The organism is Aquabacterium sp. (genome assembly GCF_036273115.1).
Lineage (GTDB): Bacteria > Pseudomonadota > Gammaproteobacteria > Burkholderiales > Burkholderiaceae_C > Aquabacterium.
The window spans coordinates 296,685-323,536 of sequence record NZ_DASUIN010000002.1; the positions used below are offsets into that span (position 1 = coordinate 296,685).

A 26,852-nucleotide genomic window follows, 5' to 3' on the forward strand; every position below is an offset into this window, starting at 1 on the left:
ATCAGATGTCCAAAGTCAGGTCGGTACGCGCGCTGGCGATGCACAGGCGCACAGAGGTATCGGGTTCGGCGTCGAGTTCGCCACTTTGCAGATTGCGAGTGGTGCCAGACACCTTGGGGCATGAGCAGGTGTTGCACACACCCATGCGGCAGCCAAACGGCAATTGCAGTCCGTGAGCTTCCAGAGCCGGCAGCAGTGGCTCGCCGCTGTTGACGGTCACGGTGCGGCCGCTTTGTTGCAGCACCACACGCACAGGCGCGACCGCTTCGTCACTGGATGTGACCAAAGCGGGTGGGGTGAAGGCTTCCGCGTCAAACCGGCGAGCGCTTTCAGCGGTCAGGGCTCGCGCCGTATCCACAAAGCCGGCGGGGCCGCAGGCCAGCACCTGACGCTCAGTCAGATCACGCACTTGAGATTGAATCAGCGCGGCATCGATGCGCCCGCCGATTTCGCTGTTCAGCAACTCTGTCTCGCGTGACAGAACGATTTGCAGCTTGAAGCCAGGGTTGCGGCGAGTCATCTCTCGCAGTTCTGCGAGGAAGCACAAATCGGCGCGTTGGCGCGCGGCGTAAATCAGCGTCACATCGGTCTGGTTACCCGATGCCTGCGCCTGGCGCAGCAGGCTGATCATGGGGGTGATGCCGCTGCCAGCGGCCAGCAGCAGCCATTTGCCAGACGGTGCTTGCGACCAGGTCATGTGGCCGAACACCTCGCCCACTTCGAGCACGTCACCGGCTTGTGTGTTGTGACACAGATGGCTGCTCATGGCCCCTTGCGGGATGTGCTTGACCGTGATGTCCAGCGTGCCTGCCCGGCGATCAATGCGGGTCGGGCTGTAGCTGCGGGTGGTGCGGCGGCCATCCACCTCCACGCTGATGTTCACGTGCTGACCCGGCTTGGGCCAGGTCACCAGACGGTTGGGGCGCAGGGTCAGGGTCACGGTGTCGCGGGCTTCGACATGGCGTGCCACCACGGTAGCCAGCGGCCGATCCCATGACCAGTTCGAGCGCAGATGCTGCGCCCAGAAATCGAGGGTGCCGGGGTTGACGAAGGGACTGAGCAGACGCTGCAGTGCGCCGGGGGCAGAACGAGACACGGTGACTCCATAGGCGTGACCAGCGTCACGCAATGGGCGCGATTATAGAGAATCAGTCACAAATGTCTATACACGTGTATAGTAATATGTAACGGTATGATGCGGGGCATCTTGTTTCTGCAGTACTGCTGGATCGTCTGTGAATACGCCGCCTGCTCCTTTGCGTGACCGCGCTGTGCCGTTGGGCCGTAAGCCTGTGATCTCCCGCGAGGACATCATTGAGGCTGCGCTCAAGCTCGTCGGGCCACACCGCAGTGTGTCCACCCTCAGTTTGCGCGAAGTGGCGCGTGAAGCCGGCATCGCGCCCAATAGCTTCTATCGTCAGTTCCGAGACATGGACGAGCTGGCGGTGGCACTGATCGATCGGGCAGGGCGGTCCTTGCGTCGCATCATTGGCGAAGCGCGCCACCGTGCCAATTCAGGGCAAAGCGTGGTGCGAGGCTCGGTGGAAGCCTTCATGCGGCAACTGCGTTCAGACGACAAGCTTTTGCACATGCTGCTGCGTGAGGGCACGGTCGGTTCAGACGCCTACAAGCAGGCTGTGGAGCGGGAGTTGCTCTCGTTTGAAGATGAATTGCGTCAGGACCTGATTCGTCTGGCGCAAGCGAATCGCACCGGTTTGTACGAGCCGGCGGTCACGGCCAAGGCCATCACCCGCCTGGTGTTTGCCATGGGCACCACCGCCATGGATTTGCCAGATGAAAAGCACGCCGAGTGGGCGGATCAGTTGGAACTGATGCTTCGCATGATCATTGTGGGCACGCAGACCTTGGCTGCGCGCCCCGAACTGGCCGGTCGTGCCGCAGTCGAGCCCGTCGTGATCAAGCCTGAGCCAGCCAGCGTTGCACCAGCTTCACCCACAGGGTTGCCCCCAGCGGAATCAGCTGGTCGTTGAAGTCGTAGCTGGGGTTGTGCAGCATGCACGGCCCCAAGCCGTGTCCCCCTTCGCGGTGGGTGCCGTCGCCATTGCCAATGAGGAAATAGGCGCCCGGCTTTTCCTGCAGGTAATAGCTGAAGTCTTCAGCGCCCATGGTGGGTTCGAACACCAATACATTGTCGGCCCCGACCACCTCGACCATCACTTTGCGCACGAACTCGGACTCGTCGTGGTGGTTCACCGTGGGCGGGTAGTTGCGCTGGAACACGAACTCGCAACTGGCGCCATAGGCTGCGCAGGTGTGTTGGGCAACCGCTCGCATGCGCTCCTCGATCAGGTCCAGCACTTCGGTGGTGAACGTGCGCACCGTGCCTTGCACCGTCACATAGTCGGGAATCACGTTCGTGGCTTCACCAGCCTGAATCATGGTGGTCGAAATCACGCCCGTATCGATCGGGCGCACATTGCGCGACACAATCGTCTGGAATGCTTGCACCATCTGGCAGGCCACGGGAACAGGGTCTATGCCCAGGTGCGGCATGGCTGCATGGCAGCCCTTGCCTCGAATCGTGATCTGAAACTCGTTGCTGGAGGCAAAACAGGGGCCGGGCTTGATGGCGAACTGGCCTGCAGCCATGCCGGGCCAGTTGTGCATGCCGAAAATCGCGTCCATGGGGAAGCGGGTGAACAGGCCGTCAGCCATCATGGTGGCTGCACCGCCGCCAGCTTCCTCCGCTGGCTGAAAGACCAGATAGACGGTGCCGGCGAAATCACGATGGGCAGCCAAGTATTGGGCTGCTGCCAGCAGCATGGCCGTGTGGCCATCGTGTCCACAGGCGTGCATCTTGCCGGCGTGCTTGCTGGCGTGAGCAAAGCGGTTGTGCTCAGTGATGGGCAAGGCATCCATGTCCGCGCGCAAGCCAATCGATCGGGCGCCTGGTCGTCCCTGAATCACGCCGACCAAACCGGTTTTGCCCAGTCCTCGATGCACCTCAATGCCCCACGAAGCCAGTTGCTGCGCGACCAGATCCGCCGTGCGGATTTCTTCGAAAGACAGTTCGGGGTGTGCGTGGATGTCGCGCCGCAGTGCGGCGATGCCGGGGCTGAGTGCCAGCAATTCGGGCAAGGAAGGGTTCAAAGTGTCAGCAGACATGGCGTGAGCAAGCCCTTTATATGGAGCCACGACATCTTACTGCGGCGGCTCGGCGCTACACTGCGGCCCGCAGTTCAATTCACCTGAGATTTCATCATGGCTGACATCAATATTTCTCGCCCTCATTCCCTTGGTTTGCCCGCTGCCCGTGAACTGGCCAACAAGTGGATGGAAGGTGCCGCCCAGAAAATGGGGCTGACCTGTTCGCTGGTTTCGGGTGAAACCGAAGACCAGATCAAGTTTGAACGCTCGGGTGTCACCGGCGTCATGAAGGTGCGTGGCGACGCCCTCGAACTCGAAGCCAAGCTCGGCATGATGATGAAGGCCCTCAAGCCCATGATCGAAGCCGAAATCGACAAGAATCTGACCCGTTTGCTGGAAAAGGCTGGCGGCCAAGGCTGATAAAAAAAGCCCCTGACCCGATCCGGGCAGGGGCTTTGATTCCGCCGCTTGAGTTTACTTCTTCAGCGATTCGATCAGGTCGATGTACGTTTGCTTGGCCTGATCCAGGCTCTGGCCCTTCAGGTCAGCCCACGCATCGTACTTGGCGCGGCCGACGAAGTCGGTGAAACCAGGGCGCTCGCCCTGCACATCGCCCGTGGTGGCTTGCTTGAACAGCGAATAAATCTTCAAGAGAGTGTTGTTATCAGGCTTGGAGGGCAGCAGCTTGGATTCAGCCACAGCCTGCTCAAAGCGAGCGTTCAAATCGGACAAGATTGTCTCCTCGGTGCGCGGTCTCGAACAGAAAGTCGGCGGCAATCGTACTGCGCGACTCAGGGTTTGTGTTGATATAAGGCCCCCTTAAAGCGGGGGCGTGACACCCTCTCTACAATGCAGACCCCATGAAAGCGGTCTCATTTCACAGCGTCGCCAAAACCTTCCACCCCGGCGGCCGCCCTTTGCATGCGCTCAAAGGGGTGTCCTTCGACATCGAAGAGGGGGAGTTCTTCGGCTTGCTGGGGCCCAACGGCGCAGGCAAGACCACGCTGATCAGCATCCTGGCCGGCCTCAGTCATGCCACCTCCGGTCAGGTTTCTGTTTGTGGTTTCGATGTGGTGCGCGACTACGCCAAGGCCCGGCAAGCGCTGGGTGTGGTGCCGCAAGAGCTGGTGTTCGATCCGTTTTTTTCCGTGCGCGAAACCTTGCGCATTCAAAGCGCCTACTTTGGGCTACGCCGTAACGACGACTGGATCGACGAGTTGCTGCAGCACCTGGGGCTAACCGACAAGGCTGATGCCAATATGCGCCAGCTGTCGGGGGGCATGAAGCGGCGTGTGCTGGTGGCGCAGGCCCTGGTGCACCGCCCTCGGGTCATCGTGCTGGATGAGCCCACGGCCGGGGTCGATGTCGAATTGCGCCAAACCTTGTGGCAGTTCATTGCCCAGCTCAACAAGCAAGGTCACACCGTTTTGTTGACCACCCACTACCTGGAAGAGGCCGAGGCCCTGTGCCACCGCATTGCCATGATCAAGCAAGGCCAATTGGTGGCGCTCGACAAGATGTCCAATCTGCTGGCTGGCACCGCCAGCACCATGCTGCGTTTCAAAACCGACCAGACTTTGCCTGTTGACCTCGCGGCGCATGCGCGTGTGACTGGGCGCATCGTGCAGTTGCCTGCGCGCGATGCGGCAGAGGTCGAATCCATCCTGGGGCGCTTGCGTCAAGGAGGGTGTCAGGTGGAGGACCTGGAGATGGGGCGGGCGGATCTGGAAGACATCTTCCTCAACATCATGCATGGCCAGAAACTGGATCGCGAGGTGCAAGCATGAGCCTATTCGCCGGGGCGCGGCCCCTTCTTTACAAGGAAATCCTGCGATTCTGGAAAGTCAGTGCCCAGACGGTGGGGGCGCCGGTGCTCACGGCCATCCTGTATCTGCTGATCTTCGGGCATGTGCTGGAAGACCATGTGCAGGTATTCAGCGGCGTGGGCTACACCCGCTTCCTCGTTCCCGGGTTGGTCATGATGAGCGTGCTGCAAAACGCGTTCGCCAACAGTTCCTCCTCGCTCATTCAAAGCAAGATCACCGGCAACCTCGTGTTTGTTCTGCTGACCCCTTTGTCGCACCGTGCCTGGTTTGTGGCCTACGTGGGAGCCTCGCTGGTGCGGGGCTTGGCTGTGGGTCTGGGCGTGTTTGCGGTGACCTCGTGGTTCGCCTGGCCGGGGCTGGCCCAGTGGTGGTGGATCGTGGTGTTCGCGGTTCTCGGGGGCATTCTGTTGGGCGCATTGGGACTGATCGCGGGCTTGTGGGCCGAAAAATTCGATCAGATGGCCATGTTCCAGAACTTCGTCATCGTGCCCATGACCTTTTTGTCGGGCGTGTTTTACTCAGTGCATTCGCTGCCTGACTTCTGGCATGCGGTGTCCCGCATCAACCCATTTTTCTACCTCATCGACGGTTTCCGTTGTGGTTTCTTCGGTGTCAGCGATGTCAGCCCCTGGGAGAGCCTGGTGATCGTGTCACTGGCTGTCGTGGCTGTGTCGGCTTTGGCGCTGCATTTGCTGAAAACGGGCTACAAAATCCGTCATTGATCGTTTTCTTGTTCTTATTTTCGAAAGTCTCAGATGGCTGATCCCACACCTGCCGAAGTACGGCAATACATCGCTGACGGCCTGCCTTGCTCCCACCTGGTGGTGGAAGGCGATGGCCAGCACTTTTTCGCCACCATCGTTTCGGCAGAATTCGACGGCAAGAGTCGAGTTGCGCGTCATCAGCGCGTTTACCAGGCCCTGGGCGATAGAATGCGGGCTCAGATTCACGCTTTGTCGATGAAGACCCTGACCCCGGCCGAATGGGCCGCTCAGTCTGGCGCTTGAATCCGGCTTGTTTTACTTTTGACTTCGGCGCGATGCCAGCCTAGCGGCGGCCTCGTGCCCTTTGTTTTTTCATGGACAAACTCCTGATTCGTGGCGGTCGTCGCCTGCAAGGCGAAGTGACGATCTCTGGTGCCAAGAACGCTGCCTTGCCTGACCTCTGCGCGGCCTTGCTCAGCGCCGAGCCGGTCACGCTGGTCAACGTGCCTCAATTGCAGGACGTGTCCACCACCTTCAAGTTGCTGGCCAATATGGGCGTGGTGTCCGAACGCCACGGCGACGACCCCAATGTCGTCACCTTGGATGCTGGCAAGGTGAACAACCCCGAGGCGCCTTACGAGCTGGTCAAAACCATGCGCGCCTCGATCCTGGTGCTGGGGCCGCTGTTGGCGCGTTTTGGCCGTGCCCGCGTGTCGCTGCCGGGCGGTTGCGCCATCGGTTCTCGCCCGGTCGATCAGCACATCAAGGGCTTGCAAGCCATGGGTGCCCAGATCACCGTCGAGCATGGCTACATTGAAGCCCGCACGCCGCTCGACGCCAACGGTCAGCCCACGCGTCTGAAAGGCGCCCGCATCACGACCGACATGGTCACCGTGACCGGCACTGAAAACTTCCTGATGGCCGCGGCGTTGGCCGAGGGCGAAACCATTCTCGAAAACGCCGCCCAAGAGCCTGAGATCATCGATCTGGCCCATATGCTGATTGCCATGGGCGCCAAGATCGAAGGGCATGGCACCAGCCGCATCCGCATCCAAGGCGTCGACAAGCTGCATGGTTTGAAGGGTGAGCAGGCTCACCACATCATTCCGGATCGCATTGAAACCGGCACCTTCCTGTGCGCCGTGGGCGCAGCGGGGGGCGATGTCACTCTGCGCAAGGCCAATGCCGAGCACCTTGAGGCCGTGATCGAAAAACTGCGTGAAGCCGGCGTGTCTGTTGAGTCAGGCCCAGACTGGATCCGTGTGAAGGCCGACGCTCGTCCGAAAGCAGTGGGCTTCCGCACTCGCGAATACCCGGCGTTCCCTACCGACATGCAGGCGCAGTTCATGGCGCTGAACTGTGTCGCCGAAGGGACCGCGGTCATTCACGAAACCATTTTTGAAAACCGCTTCATGCACGTCAACGAGCTGATCCGCCTGGGCGCCAAGATCGCCGTCGACGGCCACAGCGCCGTGGTCACCGGAGTCGAGAAATTGTCTGGTGCCACCGTGATGGCCACCGACCTGCGCGCCTCTGCCAGCCTGGTCATTGCCGGTCTGGTTGCCGAAGGCGAGACCCTGGTCGACCGCATCTATCACTTGGACCGTGGCTATGACCGCATGGAAGCCAAGCTGCGCGCCATTGGCGCTGACATCGAACGGGTGAAAGCATGATCACACTCGCACTCTCCAAAGGCCGCATCTTTGAGGAAACCTTGCCTCTGTTGGCCGCGGCCGGTATCACCGTGACCGAAGACCCTGAAAAGTCGCGCAAGCTGATTCTCGGTACCAACCGCGACGATGTGCGCGTGGTGCTGGTTCGCGCGACCGACGTGCCCACCTATGTGGAGCACGGCGGCGCCGATATCGGCGTGGCCGGCAAGGATGTCCTCATCGAGCACGGCGGCGACAACCTTTACCAACCGCTCGACCTGAACATCGCCAAGTGCCGCATGAGCGTGGCTGTGCGCGCTGATTTCGACTACGAAGCGGCGGTGAAACAAGGGTCGCGTATTCGTGTGGCGACCAAGTACACCACCATTGCGCGCGAGCACTTTGCCAACAAGGGCGTTCACGTCGATTTGATCAAGCTGTACGGCTCGATGGAACTGGCGCCGCTGACTGGTCTGGCTGATGCGATCGTGGATCTGGTGTCCACCGGCAGCACCCTGAAGGCCAACAAGCTGGTTGAAGTCGAGCAAATCATGAACATCAGTTCGCGTCTGGTGGTGAACCAGGCTTCGCTCAAGCTCAAGCGCGAGCCCATCCGTGCCCTGATCCAGGCATTCGAGTCAGCCATTCCTGCTTGATGCTGGCCTCGCTTTCTTGAGATGCTATGGCGGTGGTAGTCACAAACCATCGACTTCGCCGCCGCGTGTCCCCTGATTTCTGAGATCCTTACTGCCATGACAGTCCAGATTCGCCACCTCTCCACCGCTCAGCCTGACTTCGATGCCGCTTTCCAGAAGGTGCTGCATTGGTCGGCCGAGACGGATTCGGCCATCGAAGACCGCGTGGCCGCCATCCTGGCCGATGTCCGCTTGCGCGGCGACGCGGCCGTGCTCGAGTACACAGGCCGATTCGATCATCTGCAAGTCGATGGCATGGCCGCTTTGGAGTTGGGCCAAGCCGAGCTCAAAGCCGCTTTCGATAGCTTGCCTGCAGAGCAGCGCACCGCCCTGGAAAGCGCGGCTGCTCGCGTGCGGTCCTATCACGAGCGCCAGAAGCAGGCCTGTGGTTTGAGCTGGTCGTATCGCGATGAAGACGGTACCTTGCTGGGCCAGAAGGTGACCCCGCTGGATCGCGTGGGTATTTATGTGCCCGGCGGCAAGGCCGCTTACCCGTCGTCGGTGTTGATGAACGCCATTCCTGCTCATGTGGCCGGTGTGGGCGAAATCATCATGGTGGTGCCCACGCCTCGCGGCGAAAAGAACCCGCTCGTGCTGGCTGCCGCCTATGTGGCCGGCGTGACCCGCGCCTTCACCATTGGTGGCGCGCAAGCCGTGGCCGCCTTGGCCTATGGCACGGCCACCGTCCCGAAAGTGGACAAGATCACCGGGCCGGGCAATGCCTATGTGGCCAGCGCCAAAAAGCACGTGTTTGGCCAGGTGGGCATCGATATGATTGCGGGCCCCTCTGAAATTTTGGTGTTGGCCGATGGCTCCACACCGCCCGACTGGGTGGCCATGGACTTGTTCAGTCAGGCTGAGCACGATGAGTTGGCGCAAAGCATCCTGCTGTGCCCCGATGCAGACTACATCGCCAAGGTGCAAGCCGAAATCGACCGTTTGCTGCCTACCATGCCTCGTGCGGACATCATCCGCGCTTCGCTGGAAGGCCGTGGCGCTTTGATCCTGACGCGCAACATGGAAGAGGCTTGCGACATCAGCAACCGCATTGCCCCCGAGCACCTCGAAGTCAGCAGCAACGAACCCCACAAGTGGGAGCCTTTGCTCAAGCACGCGGGCGCCATCTTCCTGGGCGCCTACACCTCTGAGTCCTTGGGTGACTATTGCGCGGGCCCCAACCACGTGCTGCCCACCTCCGGCACCGCGCGGTTCTCGTCGCCTTTGGGTGTGTACGACTTCCAGAAGCGCTCCAGCCTGATCGAAGTCAGCGAAGCCGGTGCCCAGATTTTGGGCAAAACCGCCGCCGTGCTGGCCTACGGCGAGGGCCTGCAAGCCCACGCCCAAGCGGCTGAGTTCCGTCTGAAGAAGTAAGCCACGCCCCGAGCCCACCAAGAGCCTGTCAAGCGCCATCACCAAAGCCCCACCATGAGTTTGCTCGACGTCTTCCGTCCCGATGTGCTGGCCATGCACGCCTACCATGTGCAAGATGCCGCTGGCTACATCAAGCTCGACGCGATGGAGAACCCCTTCACGCTGCCCGCTGCGTTGCAGGCTGAGTTGGGGCAGCGACTGGGCCGCGTGGCGCTGAATCGCTACCCCGGCACGCGCATCAACGATCTGCATGTGGCTTTGCGCAGTTATGCCAAGGTGCCGTCTGACTGCGGTTTGGTGCTGGGCAATGGTTCGGATGAGCTGATCTCCTTGTTGTCCGTGGCCTGTGCCAAGCCGGGGGCCGTGGCGCTGGCGCCTTTGCCCGGCTTCGTCATGTACGAGGCCTTTGCCAAGCAAACCGGCATGCGTTTTGTGGGCGTGCCGCTCACGGCTGATTTCGAGTTGGACACCCCAGCCATGCTGGCGGCCATCCGCGAGCACAAGCCCGCCATCACCTACATCGCCTACCCCAATAACCCCACCGCGAACCTGTGGGACGACGCCGCCATCGAGCAGATCATCGACGCGGTGGCCGCCAATGGCGAAGGCCTGGTGGTGATGGATGAGGCCTACCAGCCGTTCGCGTCGAAGTCGTATCTGGATCGCTTGAATCGCCACCCCCATGTGCTGCTCATGCGCACCTTGTCCAAGTTCGGCTTGGCCGGTGTCCGCTTGGGCTACATGATGGGCCGCAAGGACCTGATCGAGCAGGTCGAAAAAGTGCGCCCCCCCTACAACATCAGCGTGCTCAACACCGAGGCGGCCCTGTTCGCCCTGGAGCACGCCGACGAGTTTGCCCGCCAAGCTGAAGTGATCAAATCCGAGCGCGAGCGCCTGTTGGCAGCGCTGGCCCAAATGCCTGGCGCCAAGGCCTACCCCAGCCAGGCCAATATGATTCTGGTGCGGGTGAACGACGCTGCCGCCGTGTTTGCGGAACTCAAAGCACGTGGCATCCTGATCAAAAATGTCTCAGGACTGCACCGTTTGCTGGCAAACTGTGTCCGTTTGACCGTGGGCTTGCCCTCGGAAAATGACGCCCTGATGTCAGCGCTGGCCGACATCTTGCGCGAACCCCTTACTTCCAGCCCCGCATGAACGCTCCAGAACAGGTCGGAACCGACCGCATCGCCGAAGTCACCCGCAACACCGCTGAAACCCAGATCACCGTTCGCGTGAATCTGGACGGCACGGGCGCCGCCAAGCTGCACACCGGCATTGGCTTCTTCGACCACATGCTCGACCAGATTGCCCGTCACGGCCTGATCGATCTGGACATCCATGCCGTGGGCGATCTGCACATCGACGGCCACCACACGGTGGAAGACGTGGGCATCACCCTGGGCCAGGCGTTTGCCAAGGCTGTGGGCGATAAAAAGGGTATCCGCCGTTATGGGCATGCCTATGTGCCTCTGGATGAAGCCCTGTCGCGTGTGGTGATCGACTTCTCTGGCCGTCCTGGCTTGCATGTTGATATTCCCTTCACCGCTGGCAGCATCGGTGGTTTTGACACCCAGTTGACCTTCGAGTTCTTCCAGGGCTTTGTCAATCACGCTGGCGTCACGCTGCACATCGACAACCTGAAGGGCGCCAATGCGCACCATCAGTGCGAAACCGTGTTCAAGGCATTTGCTCGCGCTTTGCGTGCCGCGCTGGAGCGCGACCCCCGCATGGCCGGCATCATCCCGTCGACCAAGGGCTCGCTGTGAGCCGCTCCCGTCTCGACGCCCCTTGTGATGTTTTCTTTCTGACGCCATGAGCCAGCCATCTACCGTGGCCGTGATTGATTACGGCATGGGTAACCTGCGTTCCGTTTCGCAGGCCGTTGAACACGCAGCCAAAGACCTGAACCTGAAAGTGGTGGTCACCAATGACCCCGCCGTGGTGCGTGCCGCCGAACGCGTCGTGCTGCCAGGGCAGGGCGCCATGCGTGACTGCATGCGCGAACTGCGTGAAGCCCATGGTGGCGAACTGCTGGGCGCCGTGCTCGACGCGGCTGCCAACAAGCCCTTGATGGGGGTGTGTGTGGGCATGCAGATGCTGCTCGACCACTCGGAAGAGCAGGACACGCCTGGCCTGGGCCTGATCCCTGGCAAGGTCATCAAATTCCGCCTGGACGGCCTCAAGCAGCCCGACGGTAGCCGCTATAAAGTGCCGCAGATGGGTTGGAACCGTGTTCACCAAGCGCGCCATGCTGCCGTTTGGGGCGGTCAGCCGCATCCGGTGTGGGCGGGCATCCCTGACGACAGTTACTTTTACTTCGTTCACAGCTACCATGCGGTTGTGGACAATCCCCAACATAGCGCTGGCGAAACCGAGTACGGCGTTCGCTTTACCTGCGTCGTGGCAAGGGATAACATTTTTGCCACTCAGTTCCACCCTGAGAAGAGTGCGGAGCACGGCTTGGCCCTGTATCGCAACTTCCTTCAGTGGAAGCCCTGATTTTTTTACCGATTCCCCACCCCTTGTAGCAACAACATGCTGCTGATCCCTGCGATTGACCTGAAAGACGGCAAATGCGTGCGCCTCAAGCAAGGCGATATGAACGACTCCACCACTTTTGGTGACGACCCGGCTGCCATCGCGCGCCGCTGGTTGGATGCCGGCGCGCGCCGTCTCCATCTGGTCGACCTCAATGGTGCGTTTGCCGGCAAGCCGGTCAACGAGTCGGCCATCAAGTCCATCATCAAGGAAGTCGGCGGCGACATCCCGGTGCAATTGGGCGGTGGCATCCGTGACCTCGACACCATCGAGCGCTACCTGGATGACGGCCTGAGCTACGTCATCATTGGCACCGCCGCGGTGAAAAATCCCGGTTTCCTGCGTGATGCCTGCACCGCATTTGGCGGCCACATCATCGTCGGCCTTGACGCCAAAGATGGCAAGGTGGCCACCGATGGCTGGAGCAAGCTGTCTGGCCACGAGGTCATCGACCTGGCCAAGAAGTTTGAAGACTACGGCGTGGAAGGCGTGATCTACACCGACATTGGCCGTGACGGCATGCTGTCGGGCATCAACATCGAAGCCACCGTCAAGCTGGCTCAGGCCTTGACCATTCCCGTGATCGCCTCGGGTGGCCTGTCCAACATCAAGGACATCGAAGCCCTGTGCGCAGTCGAGTCCGAAGGCGTGGAAGGCGTGATCTGCGGCCGCGCGATCTACACCGGTGATCTGGATCTGGCTGCAGGCCAGAAGCTGGCTGACGAACTCAACGGCAAGGGCTGATCCGTGCTGGCCAAACGCATCATTCCTTGCCTGGATGTGACAGGCGGGCGCGTGGTCAAAGGCGTCAACTTCGTGGAGTTGCGTGACGCAGGCGACCCGGTTGAAATCGCGGCCCGCTACAACGAGCAAGGGGCCGACGAACTCACGTTTCTGGACATCACGGCCACCAGCGATGGTCGCGATCTGATCCTGCACATCATCGAAGCGGTGGCCAGCCAGGTCTTCATCCCGCTGACCGTGGGCGGCGGGGTGCGCACGGTGGAAGACGTGCGCCGTCTGCTCAATGCCGGTGCTGACAAGGTCAGCTTCAACTCGGCAGCCATTGCCAACCCCCAGGTCATTCGCGATGCGTCTGACAAGTACGGTTCGCAATGCATCGTGGTGGCCATTGACGCCAAGAAGCGCCAGGGCGACGACCTGGCCGCACGCGGTCCGGGTTGGGATGTCTACAGCCATGGTGGCCGCAAGAACGTGGGCCTGGATGCCGTCGCGTGGGCCAAGCAAATGGCCGACTATGGTGCCGGCGAGATCCTGCTGACCAGCATGGACCGCGATGGCACCAAATCGGGTTTCGATCTGGACCTGACCCGCGCAGTCAGCGACGCTGTGGGCGTGCCGGTCATCGCCTCGGGTGGCGTGGGCAACCTCGATCACCTGGCTGATGGCGTGCAGCAAGGCGGTGCCGACGCCGTGTTGGCAGCCAGCATCTTCCACTACGGCGAATACACCGTGGCGCAAGCCAAGGCCTTGATGGCTCAGCGAGGTATTCCAGTTCGGCTGTGAACCCGATGCGGCTTGCGGGTCGATGGTGAAGCGATGCGAGAGGCCCTGCGGGGCCTCTTTTACATCGTGATGGGTTTCACATCAACAGGGCAGGTCCGGGGCCATAGGCATTTCCGAACGGCGCGCTTAGGCGTAATCTGACGTTGTCGATGGAGTGTGTGTGTTCTGGAAAGGACGTCGCTATGCCACTTGCCAATCGTTTCAGGCCGCTGACTCTGCAGTCTTTGGATCAGGCGCCCCGTTTGCCCTCGGTGTCTCGAACGGCCGAGCCTCATCATCCCGCCATGAGCTTGCTGACCGACTTGCAGCAAAGCCCGTGCGTGATCGCCAGCTATCAAGATGGCATTGAGCCCACGCTGCATCTGATGCAGCGCGCTGGGGTGCGTATGGTGTTCGTTTCTGGGGCCGATGGGGCCTTGGTGGGCATGGTCACCGCAGAAGACATCCAGGGTGAACGCCCGGTCGTGCGGGCTTCGAGTCAGCATGTGCCCATGCGCGAGTTGACCCTGGCCGATGTCATGGTGCCCGTGGGGTCTTGGGATGTGGTGGATCTCAGCCAGGTGCGAACCGCGCGGCTGGGCGACATCGAAGCCACCCTGCATGAACACAACTTGCGCTACCTGTTGGTCACGCAGACCAAGAATGGTGAAACCTGTTTGCGCGGACTGTTCTCGGCCAGGCGGCTGGAGATGGCCATGCGCAAGCCCATCCATGCAGACCTGCACTCACGCACCTTTGCCGAACTGGAGTCTGTTCTGGCGCATTGAGGGGCATGTTCGGTGAACCCGAGCCGCTTCGTGTGGCGCGGGTGTCTCGCTTATTCTGCGCGGGTGATCAGGCCGGATTGTCAATGTCGATGAACTCGTGGTCCAGCGAGAAGTCGTGGGCCACGCGGCGGCCGAGTGCTTGAGCCCCATAGCGTTCACTGGCGTGATGCCCGCAGGCCAGGTAGGCCACGCCGGTTTCGCGGGCGTAGTGGGTTTGAGGCTCCGAAATCTCACCGGTCAGATACACATCTGCGCCGGCCGCAATGGCGGCTTCGAAGCTGCCTTGCGCGCCACCCGTACACCACGCAATGCGACGCAGCGGGCGCCCATCGCCTGGCACGACTGTTGGAGGCTTGCCCAGTGCGAGGGCGACCTGGTCGGACAAGCCTGCCAGAGTCATGGCTTCTGGCAACTCACTCAAGCAGCCGAGATCCTGATCCCCAAAATGGTGATCGGCGGCCAAGCCCAGACGTTTGCCAAACTGGGCGTTGTTGCCCAGGCTGGGGTGGGCATCCAGCGGCAAATGGTAGGCAAACAGGTTGATGTCGTGAGCCATGAGGGCGGCCACGCGGCGTTTCATCCAGCCGGTCAGCCGGCCGTCCTGGCCGCGCCAGAACAGGCCGTGGTGCACGATGATGGCATCGGCCTTGGCAGCAATGGCCGCTTCGATCAATGCCATGCTGGCGGTCACGCCGCTGACGACCTTGCGAATCTCGGCTTTGCCCTCAACTTGCAAACCGTTCGGACCATAATCCTTGAATCGCGACACCTCCAGCAAGTTATCCAGGTGTCGGTTCAGTGTGTCTCGATCAATCACAGCAGCTCTTTCTTCGAACAGTGACATTCACATGCGTAAAGTTTGGTTGATTTTTGCCCAGTCCGCCACTGTGGCGATGGCAGTGTTGTTTGTGGTGGCCACCTTCAAGCCGCAGTGGCTGCAGGGGGTGACGTGGCGCCCGGCGTTGCCCGATGCCACGGTGTCAGTGGTCGCCCAGGGGGCGTCGGCGCCGGGGCGATTGGTGAGTGGGCAAATTCATTCCAGCGGCTATGCCGATGCCGCTCGGACTGCGGCGCCCACGGTGGTCAGTGTCATCACCAGCACATCGCCCGCCCGCAATCAGCGGGGCGATCAATGGTTCCGCTATTTTTTCGGTGATCAGCAAGGCCAGGCGCAGTCGGGTGTGGGCTCGGGCGTGATTGTCTCGCCCGAGGGTTACATCCTGACCAACAACCACGTCATCGACCACATGGATGACATCGAGGTCATGCTGGTCGATGGTCGCAAGACTCAAGCCAAAGTCATTGGCACCGATCCGGAAACCGATCTGGCGGTGTTGAAGATCGATCTCGACCGCCTGCCTACGATCACCTTTGGCAATTCCGACAACCTGCTGGTGGGCGATGCTGTGCTTGCCATCGGCAATCCGTTCGGTGTGGGGCAAACCGTCACGGCTGGCATTGTCAGCGCGCTGGGCCGCAATCAGTTGGGCATCAGTACGTTCGAGAATTTCATTCAAACCGATGCGGCCATCAACCCCGGTAATTCGGGTGGGGCGCTGGTCGACGCCCAGGGCAATCTGGTGGGGATCAACAGCGCCATCTACTCTCGTTCGGGGGGCAGCCTGGGCATTGGCTTTGCCATTCCCGTGTCGGTGGCTCGGCAGGTGATGGAAAGCCTGATCAAGGAAGGGCAGGTAACGCGCGGCTGGATCGGCGTGGAGCCGCGTGACCTCACACCTGAGATTGCCGAAACCTTCAACTTGCCCATTCGTGAGGGCGTGCTGATCACCGGCGTGTTGCACAACGGACCGGCGGCCTTGGCGGGCATTCGCCCGGGGGATGTGGTCACGCAGGTCGCATCGGCACCGGTCAACAACACCTCACAGTTGCTCAACACCGTGGCGGCGCTGCCGCCAGGCAAACCGGCCGCAGTCAAGGTGCAGCGAGGCAATCAAGCCATGACGCTTTCGGTGGTGGTGGCCAAGCGACCCAAAGCCACGGTTCAGCCTCAAATTCGAAGCCAGGAAGAATGACGCCAATTGACGTTGGCTGATGGGGGCTAGCTAGCTGGCCCTCTGGCCGCGAGCAGGGGCGCGTGTCACGATCGGCCTGATCGTGACAGCCGAAGTTCAGCGAGCGGTTTCGTTGTCCGGTGCTTGCGTGTGTTTCACAAACAGCACCGCGGCCCAGATGCCCAGTTCGTAAAGCAGGCACATGGGGATGGCCAACGACAATTGCGACACCACGTCAGGTGGGGTGATCACCGCGGCAATGACAAAAGCGATCACGATGAAGTAGCTGCGGAACTCGCGGAACTTCTCCACCGAAACCAGCCCCATTCTGGCCAGAATGACGAGTACCACCGGCACTTCGAAGGCGGCGCCGAAGGCCAGGAACATGTTGAGCACGAAGCTGAGATACGCCTCGATGTCAGGCGCAGCCGTGATGCTTTTGGGCGCAAAGGTCTGGATGAAGGCGAACACTTTGCCAAACACGAAGAAATAGCAAAATGCCACGCCTGCGAAGAACAGCAAGGTGCTGGACACGATGAGCGGCATCACCAACTTCTTCTCGTGGTTGTACAGGCCAGGCGCAATGAAGGCCCAGATCTGATAAAGCACCACGGGCAGGGCCAGCATGAACGCAGCCAGCATGGTGACCTTGATGGGCACCATGAAGGGCGAGATGGGGTTGGTGGCAATGAGGGTGCCGCCTTTGGGCAGATGGGCCACCAAAGGAGCGGCCAGCCAGTCGTAAAGCCCAGCAGGGCCGGGGTAGAGCGCCAGAGCCACAAACACCACGCCGACAGCGACCAAGGCTTTGACCAGTCGGTCACGTAACTCGATCAGGTGGGTGATGAAAGGCTGTTCCGCGCCCTCCAGGTCATCGGGGCTTTTGGATGAGTCGCTCACGGCTGGGGCTGTCAGTTACGGGTGGAGTGGGGAGGCTGTGGTCGGAAGCGAGCCACACGGGCTGCACCGGATTGAGCGTGGCGGCGCACCCCGCTTTTTTGCTTGTACCAAAGGGGCGTTGCACCACGCTTGAGGCGCCAATTCTTTCGCACGGGGGTGGCGTTGCCGTAGTAGGGCGTATCGGCATCGCCGAAGCTGCCGTAGCGGTGGGCCATCTCGCTGTCTTCGGTATACAGGTCGCGTGTGGCTTCCTGCAGGCCGGCTGACACCTCGGTGTTGATGTTGTGGGCCGCTTCTTCAATGCCCTGCTTCATCTTTTTGAGCTCGTCGAGCTCCATCGAGCGATTGACCTCGGTTTGCACCTGCGAAACGTAGCGCTGCGCCTTGCCCACCAGAACGCCGATGGTCCTGGCGACGCGGGGCAGCTTTTCAGGGCCAATGACGATCAGGGCGACTGCGCCGATGATCGCCAGTTTGTCAATGCCAAAGTCAATCACGGATCAGGACTTGGTTTTGGCGTCGACGTCGACGGTGTTGCTGTCCTGACGGGTCGCGTTGGTGACCTGCTGAGGGGCTGCGGCCTGATTGGCTCCGCCGTCCTCACCCTTCATGCCGTCCTTGAAGCCCTTGACCGCAGAGCCCAGATCCTGGCCAACGTTTTTGAGCTTCTTGGTGCCGAACACCATGACGACGATCAGCAGCACGATCAGCCAGTGCCAGATGCTAAAGGAACCCATTTTGAGTACTCCGAAGAAAAGGTCTATTCAAAAAACGCCTGCATTGGCGGTGTGCAGCCTGCACTCTAAACCGATTGTGTCGACCACGGTGGGCATGTTGATATCGGTTTAATTCATAGCAAATGTGGTGCCAGCTTAGGTGGTGTCAAACTTTGTTGCCTGGGCGAGACGCAAATTCCACCAGGCCTGAGAGGCCTTCCCGGCGAGCCAGCTCTGCCACCACGTCTTGAGGCCCCAGTCCCAGGTGGGCCATGGCCACCATCGAGTGAAACCACAGGTCGGCAAACTCGCCGACCAGGGCTTTGCGGTTCGCGTCACTGGCATCAGTGGCCATGTCCTTGGCCGCGAGCACGGTTTCGGTGGCTTCTTCGCCCACCTTTTTCAAGATGGTGTCGGTGCCTTTATGAAACAGGCGCGCCACGTAACTTTTGTCGGGGTCGCCGCCTTTGCGTGACTCGATGACGTCGGCCACGCGGGCCAGTACGTCGAGAGTGTTGGCTTGAGAGTCGCTCATGTTGCTGGTTATTTGTAGATCGAGTCCGGGTTTTTCAAGACCGGATCGACCGGTTTCCATTCACCATTTTCCAGCCGGCTGAAAAAGCAGCTGTGGCGACCCGTGTGGCAGGCAATCCCTGGCTCATGGCCCAGCTGGGTGATTTTCAGCAGAATCACGTCGTTATCGCAATCCAGGCGAATTTCGTGAACCTTCTGCATGTGGCCGGATTCTTCACCCTTGTGCCACAGCTTTCGGCGAGAACGGCTCCAGTACACAGCCTCACCGCGCTCGGCGGTCAGCGCCAGGGCGTCACGGTTCATCCAGGCAAACATGAGCACGTCGCCCGTGCTGGCCTCTTGGGCAATGACGGGAACCAGCCCGTTTTCATCCCAGCGAATATCATCTAACCAAGTCATGCCTGAAGTGTATCAACGGGGGCGTGTCAGTCTCGTTATTTCCGCGCCCCTGCCATCTTCTGTCATGAGCCATTCAGTGCCTTCGCCTCAACCTCTTGCCTTCACCATGGGGGATGCCTGTGGCATCGGTCCCGAAATTTTGGCCAAGCTCTGGGCAGCCGAATCACCCCAAGGGCTGGTCATCGGTTGTCCGGCGGTCATGGCTCGGGCGGTGGTCACCGTAGGGCAAACGGGCGGCTTTGCCGTGCAGCAGCGGCCTCATGTGGTGGCCTTGTCAAACCCCGACGACTGGCGGAGCTTGACGACTGGGCAGATGGGGGTGTGGGCGCCTCCCGGGTTGCCCTCTGATTTGATCGATGCGCCGCTCGGGCGGGTGGATCGGCGTGCCGGTTTGGCTGCGGCAGCCTGTATCCGGGCTGCGGTGAGTTTGGCCCAAGATGGGGGGGTGGCAGGCATCGTGACAGCGCCCTTGCACAAAGAGGCCCTGGCAGAGGCTGGGGAGCCCTATCCTGGGCATACCGAATTGCTGCAAGCAGAAGGGGCACCCCCAGGGCAACCGCCCGCACCGGTTCGCATGATGTTGATGAATGACCAACTCAAAACCGTGCTGGTCACCATTCATGTCAGCCTGCGGCAGGCAATCGAGCAGGTCACCTTCGAGGCTGTGCTCGAAACGATCGAGATCACCCACCGCAGTGCCCTGCAATGGGGGCTCAAGCAGCCGCGCATTGCTGTGGCCGGCTTGAACCCTCATGCAGGCGAGGGCGGATTGTTTGGCGATGAAGAGCTTCGCATCATTGGCCCAGCCATTGAGGCGGCGCGACGCGCGGGCATCCAGGCCATGGGCCCTTTGGCGCCCGATACCGTGTTCATGCGCGCGCGTCATGCTCCGCCCGAGCACCCGGGCGAGTTCGATGTGGTGGTGGCGATGTACCACGACCAAGGGCTCATTCCGGTCAAATACATGGGGCTGGATCACGGGGTGAACGTGACGCTGGGGCTGCCTTTTGTGCGCACCAGCCCTGATCATGGCACCGCCTTTGATCTGGCAGGCACCGGGCGGGCTGATCCGTCCAGCCTGATCCAGGCCATGCGCATGGCGCAGGTACTGATTTCCGGGCAGGGCTCAGGCGGCTGATTTTTTCGGCATGGCCAGTGCGGCCAGCTGGCGACGTGCGCGGACTGTGGCGCGCTCGATCAGTTCAGCCTGCTCGTAAGCCTTGAAGCGACCGCTCTCGCACATTTTCGCCAGGGTGCGTCCTGTCAGCGAAATGGTCTGCTTGTGCATGTGGTGGCCCTGCGTGAAGATGAAGAACGACCGTCCTTCGCTCACCCAGGTCAGGCGCACCTTTTTCCATTCGCCCTGCATCATCATCTGATAAGCGGTGCCCTTTTGAATGTGGTGCACCAGCTGGATGCCCGATGTGGGGGGCGGAGGAATGTCGAGATTGATGTCCAGTTCCGCCAGAGACGGGTCGGCTTCACCCGGGGCGTCCAGATTGATGTCCAGGTCACCCGCTGCTGTGATGGCGGCTTCGTGAACGAAACCGGCCTTTTGCACCTCGTCGGGCGACAAAGCGGTCACGACGGTCAGCAGAGGAGGGGCATTCAAGTCCTCCAGCGTGGATGGCAGTGGGTCGTTGGCGGCCTCCTCCCGGCTGGGGATGGACAGCTGTTCGACCTTGTTGAGCGCGTTTTCCTGCAGGCGCTGGGTCAATTCATGCTGAGGCGCCGCCTTGAGGCATTCGGCGTGGGCGGGCAACAGCTGGGCGAAGAACTCCTTTTTGGCGTCCTCAGACCATTGGATCAGTGCGAGGCCCTCATTGAGGTCCTTCATCAGCTTGGGCAAGCGCAGCAGGAAATCCTTGCGCAGTTGGGGGCTGCCCTTGGGCTGCACGCTGCTGACCAGCTCGTGGCCGGCTTTCCGCATGCGAACCGCCAATTCCGACTGCGCGCCGTCACGCGCAGAGGCCATGACCTGCACCTGACTCCAGATCTGAGCCAGGAAATCGCGCACGAACTCGGGCATCTCGATCTGAGCGAGCTCTTTGCGCAGGATCTGCATGTAGCGCTGTTGCACCCGCAGATCGGCTTCCTTGTTGTTCAGCAGTGCTGCCACGGCAGCTTGCTCGGCAATCTCTCGCTCGGTTTCCGACTCGGTGAACGATTCCAGCTCTTTGAGCTTGGCTTCGTACAACTCCATCTTGTCGAAGTCGCCCTCGACGATGTCGTTGACCAATTCTGTGATGTGCGCCAGGAACTCCTTGCCAGGGCCTTCCTTGTGGTTGTCGAATGACGAGGCCAGCGAAGCAATGCGATTCACGAAGCGCCGAACCGGATGCTTGCGTGAATTGAAGAAGCTCATGTCACCCAGGGCGACGCGCAGCACCGGCATTTGCAGTCGGGCAATTTGCCGTGCGGCCTCTGGTGGCACCTTGGGGTCAGACAGAACCTGATCGAACAGCGCGGCCACGATGTCGATCACCATCTGATCAATGGCGGCGCCCCCGCTGGCGCGGACGAGTTCGTCGCGGTGGGCGCGAATCAGGTTGGGGGCCATCAAGGGGCCGGCAAATCCAGCTCCGGGGGGGAGGGTACCCGCCGCGCCCAAGGCGTTCGGATCAAAATCGGCGCCGGGCGAAGTTGCAGACCAGTCCGTCGCCGCCGTTTGCACGCTCAATTGGCGCAACAGGTTGCGGAAGTCTGGTGTGATCGGGGCAAATTGACCAGGTTGGGGGCGGCCTGCCCGCAAGCTGATGGGCGCAGGCCCATCGGTGGCCCCCATCGGCACGCTCATGCCGAACATTTCACTCAGCGCCTGAGCAGCCCGTACGTGGGGTTCGCTTTGAGGTCCGTACCAAGGCGCGTTCCCGCTGCCTGTCAGAGGGCCGGGTTGTGTTGGGCTGTTCCAGTGCCCTGGTTGCGTATGCCCGGGGCCGGTGTCGTGCAGAGAGTTGGGCCGCGTGTTGGCGTGGTCCGAGCCGGACTCGGTGGCGCCGCCCGCGCCGCGCGTGCGGTGCACCGACAGACTCTGCGGCTGGATGCCCAGGTTTTTCAGCTCCTGGGTGGTTTGCTCGTAGGCTGAGCTCAGCTGTCGAGACAGTTGGCGCCCGGTTTGTTGAACGATCAGGTTGATCACGCCCAGGTCATCACACAGCTCGCCCAGGGCCTTCAACCAGGCTTTGGCAATCACCTGCGGACGCAAGGGATTGGTATTCGGGCTGCCATCTTCCAGGGCGGCGCTCAGATAGCTGTTCAGTGCTTCGAGCGCCTTGTCGCATTCACCCGCGAGTTGGGCGGCCAATCGATCTGCGGCCACGCCGCGTTCGACTTCGGCGTCATCGACCAAAGACAGCATCGACCAATCGGTGTCGGAGAGCATGCCGCTCTTGCTGTCCGCCTGGCGTCGGGCCTCTTTTTCGACTCGCTCCTGCAGTTCCTTGGCGAAGGAGCGATGCAGTTTGCCGCTTTCCTTGCTCAGGATGTGTTCGGCATCCATCAGCAGTTGTCGCTGGGTCGCGCTGCTGGAATTCAAAGCCAGTTGCCCCAGAACGGTGCCCGACGAGTTGGCGGCCTCATGCATGGCCGACTCCAGGCGAGCCAGTGCTGCCTGCAAGACGGAATCAAGACGGGGGTCGGTCACGGCTTCGGTCCAGTCAATCGGTATCGCAACGTTTGTGTTAGCCAGCCCTCTGGCTACGTTGGTTATCGACGCGATCCGCTGAACCTGATGGCCTTGTTTCAAACTGTCACGAATGCGTTGTTCACCCAGGCGGGAGCCTGAAAAGATCGGAGTGTTTCCGGGTGTTGCAGAAAAGCCATAGAAAAAAAGTGGTCGGATCTCGGCCGCCTTGCGCTACTTCAGTTCAGCGGGCAGCCAGTCGTCCGTTAGAATCTCAGGTTGACCCTAATCTAATGTCATCGTCCTCGAGGATAACCATGAGCAATCAGCCAGTGGATCAAAGCCGTCGGACTTGGGTGACCATGGCCTGCGCCGCCGGTGGCGTGGGTGGCGTGGCCACTGCGATCCCCTTCGTTTCGACCTTCCAACCTTCCGAACGTGCTCGCGCAGCTGGTGCTGCTGTCGAGGCTGATATCAGCGCCCTCAAGCCGGGCGAGATGATGACCGTCGAATGGCGCGGCAAACCCGTTTGGATCCTCAAGCGCACACCAGAGCAACTGGCTGCCTTGGAAAAGATCGACGGTCAGCTGGCTGACCCCAAGTCCGAGCGCAAGCCCAGCGAACTGACCCCTGAGTACTGCCGCAATACCCATCGCTCCATCAAGCCTGATGTGTTGGTGGCCGTGGGCATCTGTACCCACCTGGGCTGCTCGCCTTCGTCCAAGTTCCAGTCTGGCCCTCAGGCTTCGCTGCCTGATGATTGGCCCGGTGGTTTCCTGTGCCCTTGCCACGGCTCCACCTTCGATCTGGCTGGCCGCGTGTTCAAGAACAAGCCCGCTCCAGACAATCTGGAAATCCCTCCCCACATGTACCTGTCTGAGACCAAGCTGCTGATTGGTGAAGACAAGAAGGCCTGATCGGAGAAACACAATGGCTGAATTCAAGCAAGCGCCGGCCGGAGCGTCGGCAGGCGAGAAGTTCATGACCTGGATCGACAATCGATTCCCGGCCACGAAGATGTACAAGGAGCACATGTCCGAGTACTACGCTCCGAAGAACTTCAACTTCTGGTATTTCTTCGGTTCGCTGGCCATGTTGGTGCTGGTGATCCAGATCGTGACCGGCATTTTCCTGGTCATGAACTACAAGCCCGATGCGGCTGTGGCCTTCGCCTCGGTCGAGTACATCATGCGTGATGTGCCGTGGGGCTGGCTGATCCGTTACATGCACTCCACCGGCGCTTCGGCGTTCTTCGTGGTGGTGTATCTGCACATGTATCGTGGCCTGATCTACGGTTCTTATCGCACTCCGCGTGAACTCGTCTGGATCTTCGGTTGCCTGATCTTCTTGTGCCTGATGGCTGAAGCTTTCATGGGTTATCTGTTGCCTTGGGGCCAGATGTCCTACTGGGGCGCCCAAGTGATCATCAACTTGTTCGCCGCTGTGCCGTTTGTGGGCCCAGACCTGGCGATCTTGATCCGTGGTGACTTCGTGGTGGGCGATGCGACCCTGAACCGCTTCTTCTCGCTGCACGTGATTGCTGTGCCCCTGGTCCTGTTGGGCTTGGTCGTGGCTCACATCATTGCGCTGCACGAAGTGGGTTCCAACAACCCCGATGGTGTTGAAATCAAGGAAAAGAAGGACGCCAATGGCATCCCTCTGGATGGCATTCCTTTCCACCCCTACTACTCGGTGCACGACATCGTGGGCGTGGTCGGCTTCCTGATCGTCTTCTCGGCCGTGATCTTCTTCATGCCCGAGTTTGGCGGTTACTTCCTGGAGTACAACAACTTCATTCCTGCTGACCCCTTCAAGACGCCTCCTCACATTGCCCCTGTCTGGTACTTCACGCCTTTCTACTCGATGCTGCGTGCCACGACCGACTGGATGGTGAACGTGTTGGCCATTCTCATCGGCCTTGCTGCTGTGCTGAATCTGGTCAAGGGCTCTGGCGATGGCAAGACCAAGATGGGTGCCCTGGTGGGTGCAGCCGTTCTGATCGGTCTGCTGAAGATCTTCGAAGCCAAGTTCTGGGGTGTGGCCGTGATGGGCGGCGCCGTCGTGATCCTGGTCTTCCTGCCTTGGCTCGACAAGAGCCCAGTGAAGTCGATTCGCTATCGTCCTACCTGGCATAACCTGGTGTACGCGGTGTTCGTTGTGAACTTCGTGATCCTGGGTTACCTGGGCGTGCAGCCTCCGTCCCCCGTGGGCGAAAAGGTCAGCCAGGTCGGCACTTTGATCTACTTCGGTTTCTTCCTGTTGATGCCCTGGTGGAGCCGCGTTGGTTCGTTCAAGCAAGTGCCTGAGCGCGTGACCTTCAAGCCCCACTGATCAAGGCAGGAGACATTTCATGAAAAAAATTCTTGCTTCTCTGTTGGCAGCCCTGGCCATGGTGTCGGGCGCCCAGGCCTCTGGCGGTGATCTGGTCCTCGACAAGTTCCCCAAAGAGCGCATCACCGACATGGCTGCGCTGCAAAACGGTGCCAAGCTGTTCGTCAACTACTGCCTGAACTGTCACGCTGCGGCTTTCATGCGTTTCAATCGCCTGAAAGACATTGGTCTGACCGAGCAACAGATCAAGGACAACCTGCTGTTCCCCACCGACAAGGTTGGTGAGGTCATGAAGGTGTCCCTGGACTCGAAGGACGCCAAGGAATGGTTTGGGGCGGTGCCTCCTGACCTGACCCTGGTGGCCCGTTCGCGCGCCAGCCACAGCGGTACCGGTGCAGATTACCTCTACACCTACCTGCGTTCGTTCTACCGTGACGAAACCCGTCCTACCGGCTGGAACAACCTCGTGTTCCCCAACGTCGGTATGCCGCACGTGCTGTGGGAACTGCAAGGTCAGCGTGCCGCCAAGTTCGTGGAAGAGACTGATCCGCATGATCCTTCCAAGAAGGTTCACCACTTTGACGGTTTCGAGCAACTGACTCCCGGCAAGATGTCGGCTCAAGAGTTCGACAGCAATGTGGCTGACCTAGTGGCCTACATGCAGTGGATGGCCGAGCCCATGCAGACTCAACGTACCCGCCTGGGCGTGGGCGTGCTGATTTTCCTGGCCGGCTTCTTCTTCATCGCCTGGCGCTTGAATGCAGCCTACTGGAAAGACGTGAAGTAATCGGTGACGCCCTCGCTGCCCAAGGTGGCGAGGCGTCTACGGCGCAGTGTTCCGCTTTCTGGCGGCGCTGCGCTTCGTTGTTTTGTGGTGCTCGGCGCCACTTCCTTTTTTTGATGTGAGGAATCCACCGCCATGATGGTGCTCTACTCCGGAACGACCTGCCCCTACTCGCATCGTTGCCGTTTTGTGCTGTTCGAAAAGGGCATGGATTTTGAAATCCGTGACGTCGACATCTTTGCCAAGCCCGAAGACATCGCGCTGATGAATCCGTACAACGAGGTGCCAATCCTGGTTGAACGCGATCTGATTCTGTATGAGTCGCACATCATCAACGAATACATCGACGAGCGCTTTCCGCATCCTCAGTTGATGCCCGGAGACCCCGTTGCACGTGCCCGCGTACGCTTGTTCCTGCTCAATTTTGAAAAGGAACTGTTCGCCCACGTCAACACGCTGGAAGGCCGTGGTGGCGTCAAAGCCAACGACAAGCAACTGGAAAAGGCGCGTTCGCAAATTCGCGATCGTCTGACCCAGCTCGCGCCGATCTTCCTCAAGAACAAGTACATGCTGGGTGACGACTTCTCCATGCTCGACGTGGCGATCGCTCCTTTGCTGTGGCGTCTGGATTACTACGGCATCGAGCTGTCGAAGAATGCGCTGCCCTTGTTGAAGTATGCTGAGCGAATCTTCTCGCGTCCGGCCTACATTGAGGCGCTGACGCCGTCCGAAAAAGTGATGCGCAAGTAAGTATCGAACCGGCAGCCCATGACCACGTCCATCGATCAAGATAGCCAAGGCAGTTCTACTCGCCCGTACCTCATTCGTGCCTTGCACGACTGGTGTACTGACAATGGGTTCACGCCCTACCTGGCGGTGTACGTGGATCGCTCCGTGCAGGTGCCGCAGGAATACGTCAAGAACAACGAAATCGTTCTCAATGTGAGCTTTGAGGCCACAAGCCAGCTGCAGTTGGGCAATGAGTTCGTCGAGTTCAAGGCGCGTTTCGGCGGTGTGGCACGTGAGATCGTGGTGCCGGTCGATCATGTCATTGCCATCTACGCCCGTGAAAACGGTCAAGGCATGGCGTTCCCGGTTCCTTCTGTCCTGTCTGCGGCTGATTCGGATGACGGCGACGCCGCTGCCACTCCAGCTGCGCCCGAATCTCGTGGTGGTGGTTTGAGACTGGCTCGCGCAGCGAAGGACGAGGCGGGAACGAGCGCGCCCGAGGCAGCGACTGAGAAAAGTGGTGCGGCCTCTAGCCAGACCAAGCTCAGTGAGGCCACCGATGGGGATGACCAAGGTCCTCCCGAGGTGCCGCCTCCTAACAACGGTCGCCCGACCTTGCGTCGAATCAAGTGAAGAT

31 protein-coding genes are annotated in these 26,852 nt (G+C 60.5%); 21 read left to right on the plus strand and 10 right to left on the minus strand.

Annotated features, from left to right (window positions below):
- Position 1: 1 nt before the first annotated feature.
- The gene (locus VFW72_RS02075; protein WP_329672597.1) at positions 2-1,096 is read right to left on the minus strand and encodes a ferredoxin reductase; all 1,095 of its coding nucleotides are present in this window, start codon (positions 1,094-1,096) and stop codon (positions 2-4) included.
- 139 nt (positions 1,097-1,235) lie between these two features.
- Between VFW72_RS02075 and fabR the strand changes: the two genes are divergently transcribed.
- On the plus strand, positions 1,236-1,991 hold the full coding sequence (gene fabR, locus VFW72_RS02080) for an HTH-type transcriptional repressor FabR (RefSeq protein ID WP_329672598.1): 756 nt from the start codon (positions 1,236-1,238) through the stop codon (positions 1,989-1,991).
- Here fabR and VFW72_RS02085 read toward each other — a convergent pair.
- Positions 1,918-3,126, minus strand: a complete 1,209-nt coding sequence (locus VFW72_RS02085) for a M20 aminoacylase family protein (protein WP_329672599.1) — start codon at positions 3,124-3,126, stop codon at positions 1,918-1,920. The genes fabR and VFW72_RS02085 overlap by 74 nt on opposite strands.
- A gap of 96 nt (positions 3,127-3,222) precedes the next feature.
- Here VFW72_RS02085 and VFW72_RS02090 point away from each other — a divergent pair, with 96 nt between their 5' ends.
- A complete protein-coding gene (locus tag VFW72_RS02090; protein WP_329672600.1) occupies positions 3,223-3,528 on the plus strand; it encodes a polyhydroxyalkanoic acid system family protein in 306 nt (101 codons plus the stop codon).
- A gap of 54 nt (positions 3,529-3,582) precedes the next feature.
- Here VFW72_RS02090 and VFW72_RS02095 read toward each other — a convergent pair whose 3' ends face one another.
- On the minus strand, positions 3,583-3,840 hold the full coding sequence (locus VFW72_RS02095; RefSeq protein ID WP_329672601.1) for an acyl-CoA-binding protein: 258 nt from the start codon (positions 3,838-3,840) through the stop codon (positions 3,583-3,585).
- A gap of 128 nt (positions 3,841-3,968) precedes the next feature.
- Here VFW72_RS02095 and VFW72_RS02100 point away from each other — a divergent pair, with 128 nt between their 5' ends.
- The 12 genes from VFW72_RS02100 to VFW72_RS02155 all read left to right on the plus strand — a co-directional run bounded on the left by VFW72_RS02100 (position 3,969) and on the right by VFW72_RS02155 (position 14,188).
- Positions 3,969-4,895: an ABC transporter ATP-binding protein gene (locus tag VFW72_RS02100; RefSeq protein WP_329672602.1), complete on the plus strand. Its 927-nt coding sequence runs from the start codon at positions 3,969-3,971 to the stop codon at positions 4,893-4,895.
- On the plus strand, positions 4,892-5,656 hold the full coding sequence (locus tag VFW72_RS02105; RefSeq protein WP_329672603.1) for an ABC transporter permease: 765 nt from the start codon (positions 4,892-4,894) through the stop codon (positions 5,654-5,656). The genes VFW72_RS02100 and VFW72_RS02105 overlap by 4 nt, the downstream gene beginning before the upstream one ends.
- 33 nt (positions 5,657-5,689) lie before the next feature.
- Entirely contained in the window at positions 5,690-5,941 is a 252-nt protein-coding gene (locus VFW72_RS02110; RefSeq protein WP_329672604.1) for a BolA family protein, read from the plus strand.
- Between the two features lie 71 nt (positions 5,942-6,012).
- Complete coding sequence (gene murA, locus VFW72_RS02115) at positions 6,013-7,311, plus strand: UDP-N-acetylglucosamine 1-carboxyvinyltransferase (protein ID WP_329672605.1); 1,299 nt, start codon at positions 6,013-6,015, stop codon at positions 7,309-7,311.
- Positions 7,308-7,946 carry an ATP phosphoribosyltransferase gene (hisG, locus tag VFW72_RS02120; protein WP_329672606.1) on the plus strand — a complete coding sequence of 213 codons (639 nt, stop codon included), beginning with the start codon at positions 7,308-7,310 and terminating at the stop codon, positions 7,944-7,946. Before murA ends, hisG begins: the two co-directional genes overlap by 4 nt.
- 96 nt (positions 7,947-8,042) lie before the next feature.
- Complete coding sequence (hisD, locus tag VFW72_RS02125; protein ID WP_329672607.1) at positions 8,043-9,356, plus strand: histidinol dehydrogenase; 1,314 nt, start codon at positions 8,043-8,045, stop codon at positions 9,354-9,356.
- A 54-nt stretch (positions 9,357-9,410) separates the two neighbouring features.
- Entirely contained in the window at positions 9,411-10,511 is a 1,101-nt protein-coding gene (gene hisC, locus VFW72_RS02130; protein ID WP_329672608.1) for a histidinol-phosphate transaminase, read from the plus strand.
- Positions 10,508-11,122 (plus strand): imidazoleglycerol-phosphate dehydratase HisB, encoded by a 615-nt coding sequence (hisB, locus tag VFW72_RS02135; protein ID WP_329672609.1) that lies wholly within the window; start codon positions 10,508-10,510, stop codon positions 11,120-11,122. Before hisC ends, hisB begins: the two co-directional genes overlap by 4 nt.
- Before the next feature lie 46 nt (positions 11,123-11,168).
- Positions 11,169-11,855, plus strand: coding sequence for an imidazole glycerol phosphate synthase subunit HisH (gene hisH / locus VFW72_RS02140; protein ID WP_329672610.1), 687 nt, complete (start codon positions 11,169-11,171; stop codon positions 11,853-11,855).
- A gap of 36 nt (positions 11,856-11,891) precedes the next feature.
- Complete coding sequence (gene hisA / locus VFW72_RS02145; protein WP_329672611.1) at positions 11,892-12,638, plus strand: 1-(5-phosphoribosyl)-5-[(5-phosphoribosylamino)methylideneamino]imidazole-4-carboxamide isomerase; 747 nt, start codon at positions 11,892-11,894, stop codon at positions 12,636-12,638.
- Between the two features lie 3 nt (positions 12,639-12,641).
- The gene (gene hisF / locus VFW72_RS02150) at positions 12,642-13,421 is read left to right on the plus strand and encodes an imidazole glycerol phosphate synthase subunit HisF (RefSeq protein ID WP_329672612.1); all 780 of its coding nucleotides are present in this window, start codon (positions 12,642-12,644) and stop codon (positions 13,419-13,421) included.
- Positions 13,422-13,603: 182 nt separating this feature from the next.
- Positions 13,604-14,188 carry a CBS domain-containing protein gene (locus VFW72_RS02155; protein WP_329672613.1) on the plus strand — a complete coding sequence of 195 codons (585 nt, stop codon included), beginning with the start codon at positions 13,604-13,606 and terminating at the stop codon, positions 14,186-14,188.
- A 67-nt stretch (positions 14,189-14,255) separates the two neighbouring features.
- On the opposite strand, the gene VFW72_RS02160 is transcribed toward VFW72_RS02155, so the two are convergent.
- Positions 14,256-15,005, minus strand: coding sequence for a Nif3-like dinuclear metal center hexameric protein (locus VFW72_RS02160; protein WP_329672614.1), 750 nt, complete (start codon positions 15,003-15,005; stop codon positions 14,256-14,258).
- 31 nt (positions 15,006-15,036) lie between these two features.
- On the opposite strand from VFW72_RS02160, the gene VFW72_RS02165 reads away from it, so the two are divergent.
- Positions 15,037-16,221 (plus strand): S1C family serine protease, encoded by a 1,185-nt coding sequence (locus tag VFW72_RS02165; protein ID WP_329672615.1) that lies wholly within the window; start codon positions 15,037-15,039, stop codon positions 16,219-16,221.
- Between the two features lie 96 nt (positions 16,222-16,317).
- Here the strand turns inward: VFW72_RS02165 and tatC are convergent, their stop codons facing one another.
- The 5 genes from tatC to hisI all read right to left on the minus strand — a co-directional run bounded on the left by tatC (position 16,318) and on the right by hisI (position 18,749).
- Positions 16,318-17,100 (minus strand): twin-arginine translocase subunit TatC, encoded by a 783-nt coding sequence (gene tatC, locus VFW72_RS02170; RefSeq protein ID WP_329672616.1) that lies wholly within the window; start codon positions 17,098-17,100, stop codon positions 16,318-16,320.
- An 11-nt stretch (positions 17,101-17,111) separates the two neighbouring features.
- Positions 17,112-17,597, minus strand: a complete 486-nt coding sequence (locus VFW72_RS02175) for a twin-arginine translocase TatA/TatE family subunit (protein WP_329672617.1) — start codon at positions 17,595-17,597, stop codon at positions 17,112-17,114.
- Between the two features lie 3 nt (positions 17,598-17,600).
- The gene (tatA, locus tag VFW72_RS02180) at positions 17,601-17,837 is read right to left on the minus strand and encodes a Sec-independent protein translocase subunit TatA (protein ID WP_329672618.1); all 237 of its coding nucleotides are present in this window, start codon (positions 17,835-17,837) and stop codon (positions 17,601-17,603) included.
- Positions 17,838-17,982: 145 nt separating this feature from the next.
- The gene (locus tag VFW72_RS02185; protein ID WP_329672619.1) at positions 17,983-18,351 is read right to left on the minus strand and encodes a phosphoribosyl-ATP diphosphatase; all 369 of its coding nucleotides are present in this window, start codon (positions 18,349-18,351) and stop codon (positions 17,983-17,985) included.
- Positions 18,352-18,359: 8 nt separating this feature from the next.
- Positions 18,360-18,749 (minus strand): phosphoribosyl-AMP cyclohydrolase, encoded by a 390-nt coding sequence (gene hisI, locus VFW72_RS02190; RefSeq protein ID WP_329672620.1) that lies wholly within the window; start codon positions 18,747-18,749, stop codon positions 18,360-18,362.
- Positions 18,750-18,813: 64 nt separating this feature from the next.
- On the opposite strand from hisI, the gene pdxA reads away from it, so the two are divergent.
- The gene (gene pdxA, locus VFW72_RS02195) at positions 18,814-19,887 is read left to right on the plus strand and encodes a 4-hydroxythreonine-4-phosphate dehydrogenase PdxA (RefSeq protein ID WP_329672621.1); all 1,074 of its coding nucleotides are present in this window, start codon (positions 18,814-18,816) and stop codon (positions 19,885-19,887) included.
- On the opposite strand, the gene VFW72_RS02200 is transcribed toward pdxA, so the two are convergent.
- A complete protein-coding gene (locus VFW72_RS02200) occupies positions 19,876-22,392 on the minus strand; it encodes a DUF1631 family protein (RefSeq protein ID WP_329672622.1) in 2,517 nt (838 codons plus the stop codon). The two genes, pdxA and VFW72_RS02200, sit on opposite strands and share 12 nt — an antisense overlap.
- Positions 22,393-22,688: 296 nt before the next feature.
- On the opposite strand from VFW72_RS02200, the gene petA reads away from it, so the two are divergent.
- The 5 genes from petA to VFW72_RS02225 all read left to right on the plus strand — a co-directional run bounded on the left by petA (position 22,689) and on the right by VFW72_RS02225 (position 26,848).
- Positions 22,689-23,288 (plus strand): ubiquinol-cytochrome c reductase iron-sulfur subunit, encoded by a 600-nt coding sequence (gene petA / locus VFW72_RS02205; RefSeq protein WP_329672623.1) that lies wholly within the window; start codon positions 22,689-22,691, stop codon positions 23,286-23,288.
- Between the two features lie 13 nt (positions 23,289-23,301).
- Positions 23,302-24,702, plus strand: a complete 1,401-nt coding sequence (locus VFW72_RS02210; RefSeq protein ID WP_329672624.1) for a cytochrome bc complex cytochrome b subunit — start codon at positions 23,302-23,304, stop codon at positions 24,700-24,702.
- 19 nt (positions 24,703-24,721) lie between these two features.
- Entirely contained in the window at positions 24,722-25,489 is a 768-nt protein-coding gene (locus VFW72_RS02215) for a cytochrome c1 (protein ID WP_329672625.1), read from the plus strand.
- Positions 25,490-25,621: 132 nt separating this feature from the next.
- Positions 25,622-26,236: a glutathione S-transferase N-terminal domain-containing protein gene (locus tag VFW72_RS02220; RefSeq protein WP_290870182.1), complete on the plus strand. Its 615-nt coding sequence runs from the start codon at positions 25,622-25,624 to the stop codon at positions 26,234-26,236.
- Positions 26,237-26,254: 18 nt separating this feature from the next.
- A complete protein-coding gene (locus VFW72_RS02225) occupies positions 26,255-26,848 on the plus strand; it encodes a ClpXP protease specificity-enhancing factor (protein ID WP_329672626.1) in 594 nt (197 codons plus the stop codon).
- The last annotated feature ends 4 nt before the right edge of the window (positions 26,849-26,852 follow it).

Coding starts and splice junctions, on each gene's coding strand:
- VFW72_RS02085 (WP_329672599.1), bottom strand. CDS start 3,126: ATGTCTGCTGACACTTTGAACCCTTCCTTGCCCGAATTGCTGGCACTC.
- VFW72_RS02090 (WP_329672600.1), top strand. CDS start 3,223: ATGGCTGACATCAATATTTCTCGCCCTCATTCCCTTGGTTTGCCCGCT.
- VFW72_RS02100 (WP_329672602.1), top strand. CDS start 3,969: ATGAAAGCGGTCTCATTTCACAGCGTCGCCAAAACCTTCCACCCCGGC.
- VFW72_RS02105 (WP_329672603.1), top strand. CDS start 4,892: ATGAGCCTATTCGCCGGGGCGCGGCCCCTTCTTTACAAGGAAATCCTG.
- VFW72_RS02110 (WP_329672604.1), top strand. CDS start 5,690: ATGGCTGATCCCACACCTGCCGAAGTACGGCAATACATCGCTGACGGC.
- murA (WP_329672605.1), top strand. CDS start 6,013: ATGGACAAACTCCTGATTCGTGGCGGTCGTCGCCTGCAAGGCGAAGTG.
- hisG (WP_329672606.1), top strand. CDS start 7,308: ATGATCACACTCGCACTCTCCAAAGGCCGCATCTTTGAGGAAACCTTG.
- hisD (WP_329672607.1), top strand. CDS start 8,043: ATGACAGTCCAGATTCGCCACCTCTCCACCGCTCAGCCTGACTTCGAT.
- hisC (WP_329672608.1), top strand. CDS start 9,411: ATGAGTTTGCTCGACGTCTTCCGTCCCGATGTGCTGGCCATGCACGCC.
- hisB (WP_329672609.1), top strand. CDS start 10,508: ATGAACGCTCCAGAACAGGTCGGAACCGACCGCATCGCCGAAGTCACC.
- hisH (WP_329672610.1), top strand. CDS start 11,169: ATGAGCCAGCCATCTACCGTGGCCGTGATTGATTACGGCATGGGTAAC.
- hisA (WP_329672611.1), top strand. CDS start 11,892: ATGCTGCTGATCCCTGCGATTGACCTGAAAGACGGCAAATGCGTGCGC.
- VFW72_RS02155 (WP_329672613.1), top strand. CDS start 13,604: ATGCCACTTGCCAATCGTTTCAGGCCGCTGACTCTGCAGTCTTTGGAT.
- VFW72_RS02165 (WP_329672615.1), top strand. CDS start 15,037: ATGCGTAAAGTTTGGTTGATTTTTGCCCAGTCCGCCACTGTGGCGATG.
- tatA (WP_329672618.1), bottom strand. CDS start 17,837: ATGGGTTCCTTTAGCATCTGGCACTGGCTGATCGTGCTGCTGATCGTC.
- VFW72_RS02185 (WP_329672619.1), bottom strand. CDS start 18,351: ATGAGCGACTCTCAAGCCAACACTCTCGACGTACTGGCCCGCGTGGCC.
- hisI (WP_329672620.1), bottom strand. CDS start 18,749: ATGACTTGGTTAGATGATATTCGCTGGGATGAAAACGGGCTGGTTCCC.
- pdxA (WP_329672621.1), top strand. CDS start 18,814: ATGAGCCATTCAGTGCCTTCGCCTCAACCTCTTGCCTTCACCATGGGG.
- petA (WP_329672623.1), top strand. CDS start 22,689: ATGAGCAATCAGCCAGTGGATCAAAGCCGTCGGACTTGGGTGACCATG.
- VFW72_RS02210 (WP_329672624.1), top strand. CDS start 23,302: ATGGCTGAATTCAAGCAAGCGCCGGCCGGAGCGTCGGCAGGCGAGAAG.
- VFW72_RS02215 (WP_329672625.1), top strand. CDS start 24,722: ATGAAAAAAATTCTTGCTTCTCTGTTGGCAGCCCTGGCCATGGTGTCG.
- VFW72_RS02220 (WP_290870182.1), top strand. CDS start 25,622: ATGATGGTGCTCTACTCCGGAACGACCTGCCCCTACTCGCATCGTTGC.
- VFW72_RS02225 (WP_329672626.1), top strand. CDS start 26,255: ATGACCACGTCCATCGATCAAGATAGCCAAGGCAGTTCTACTCGCCCG.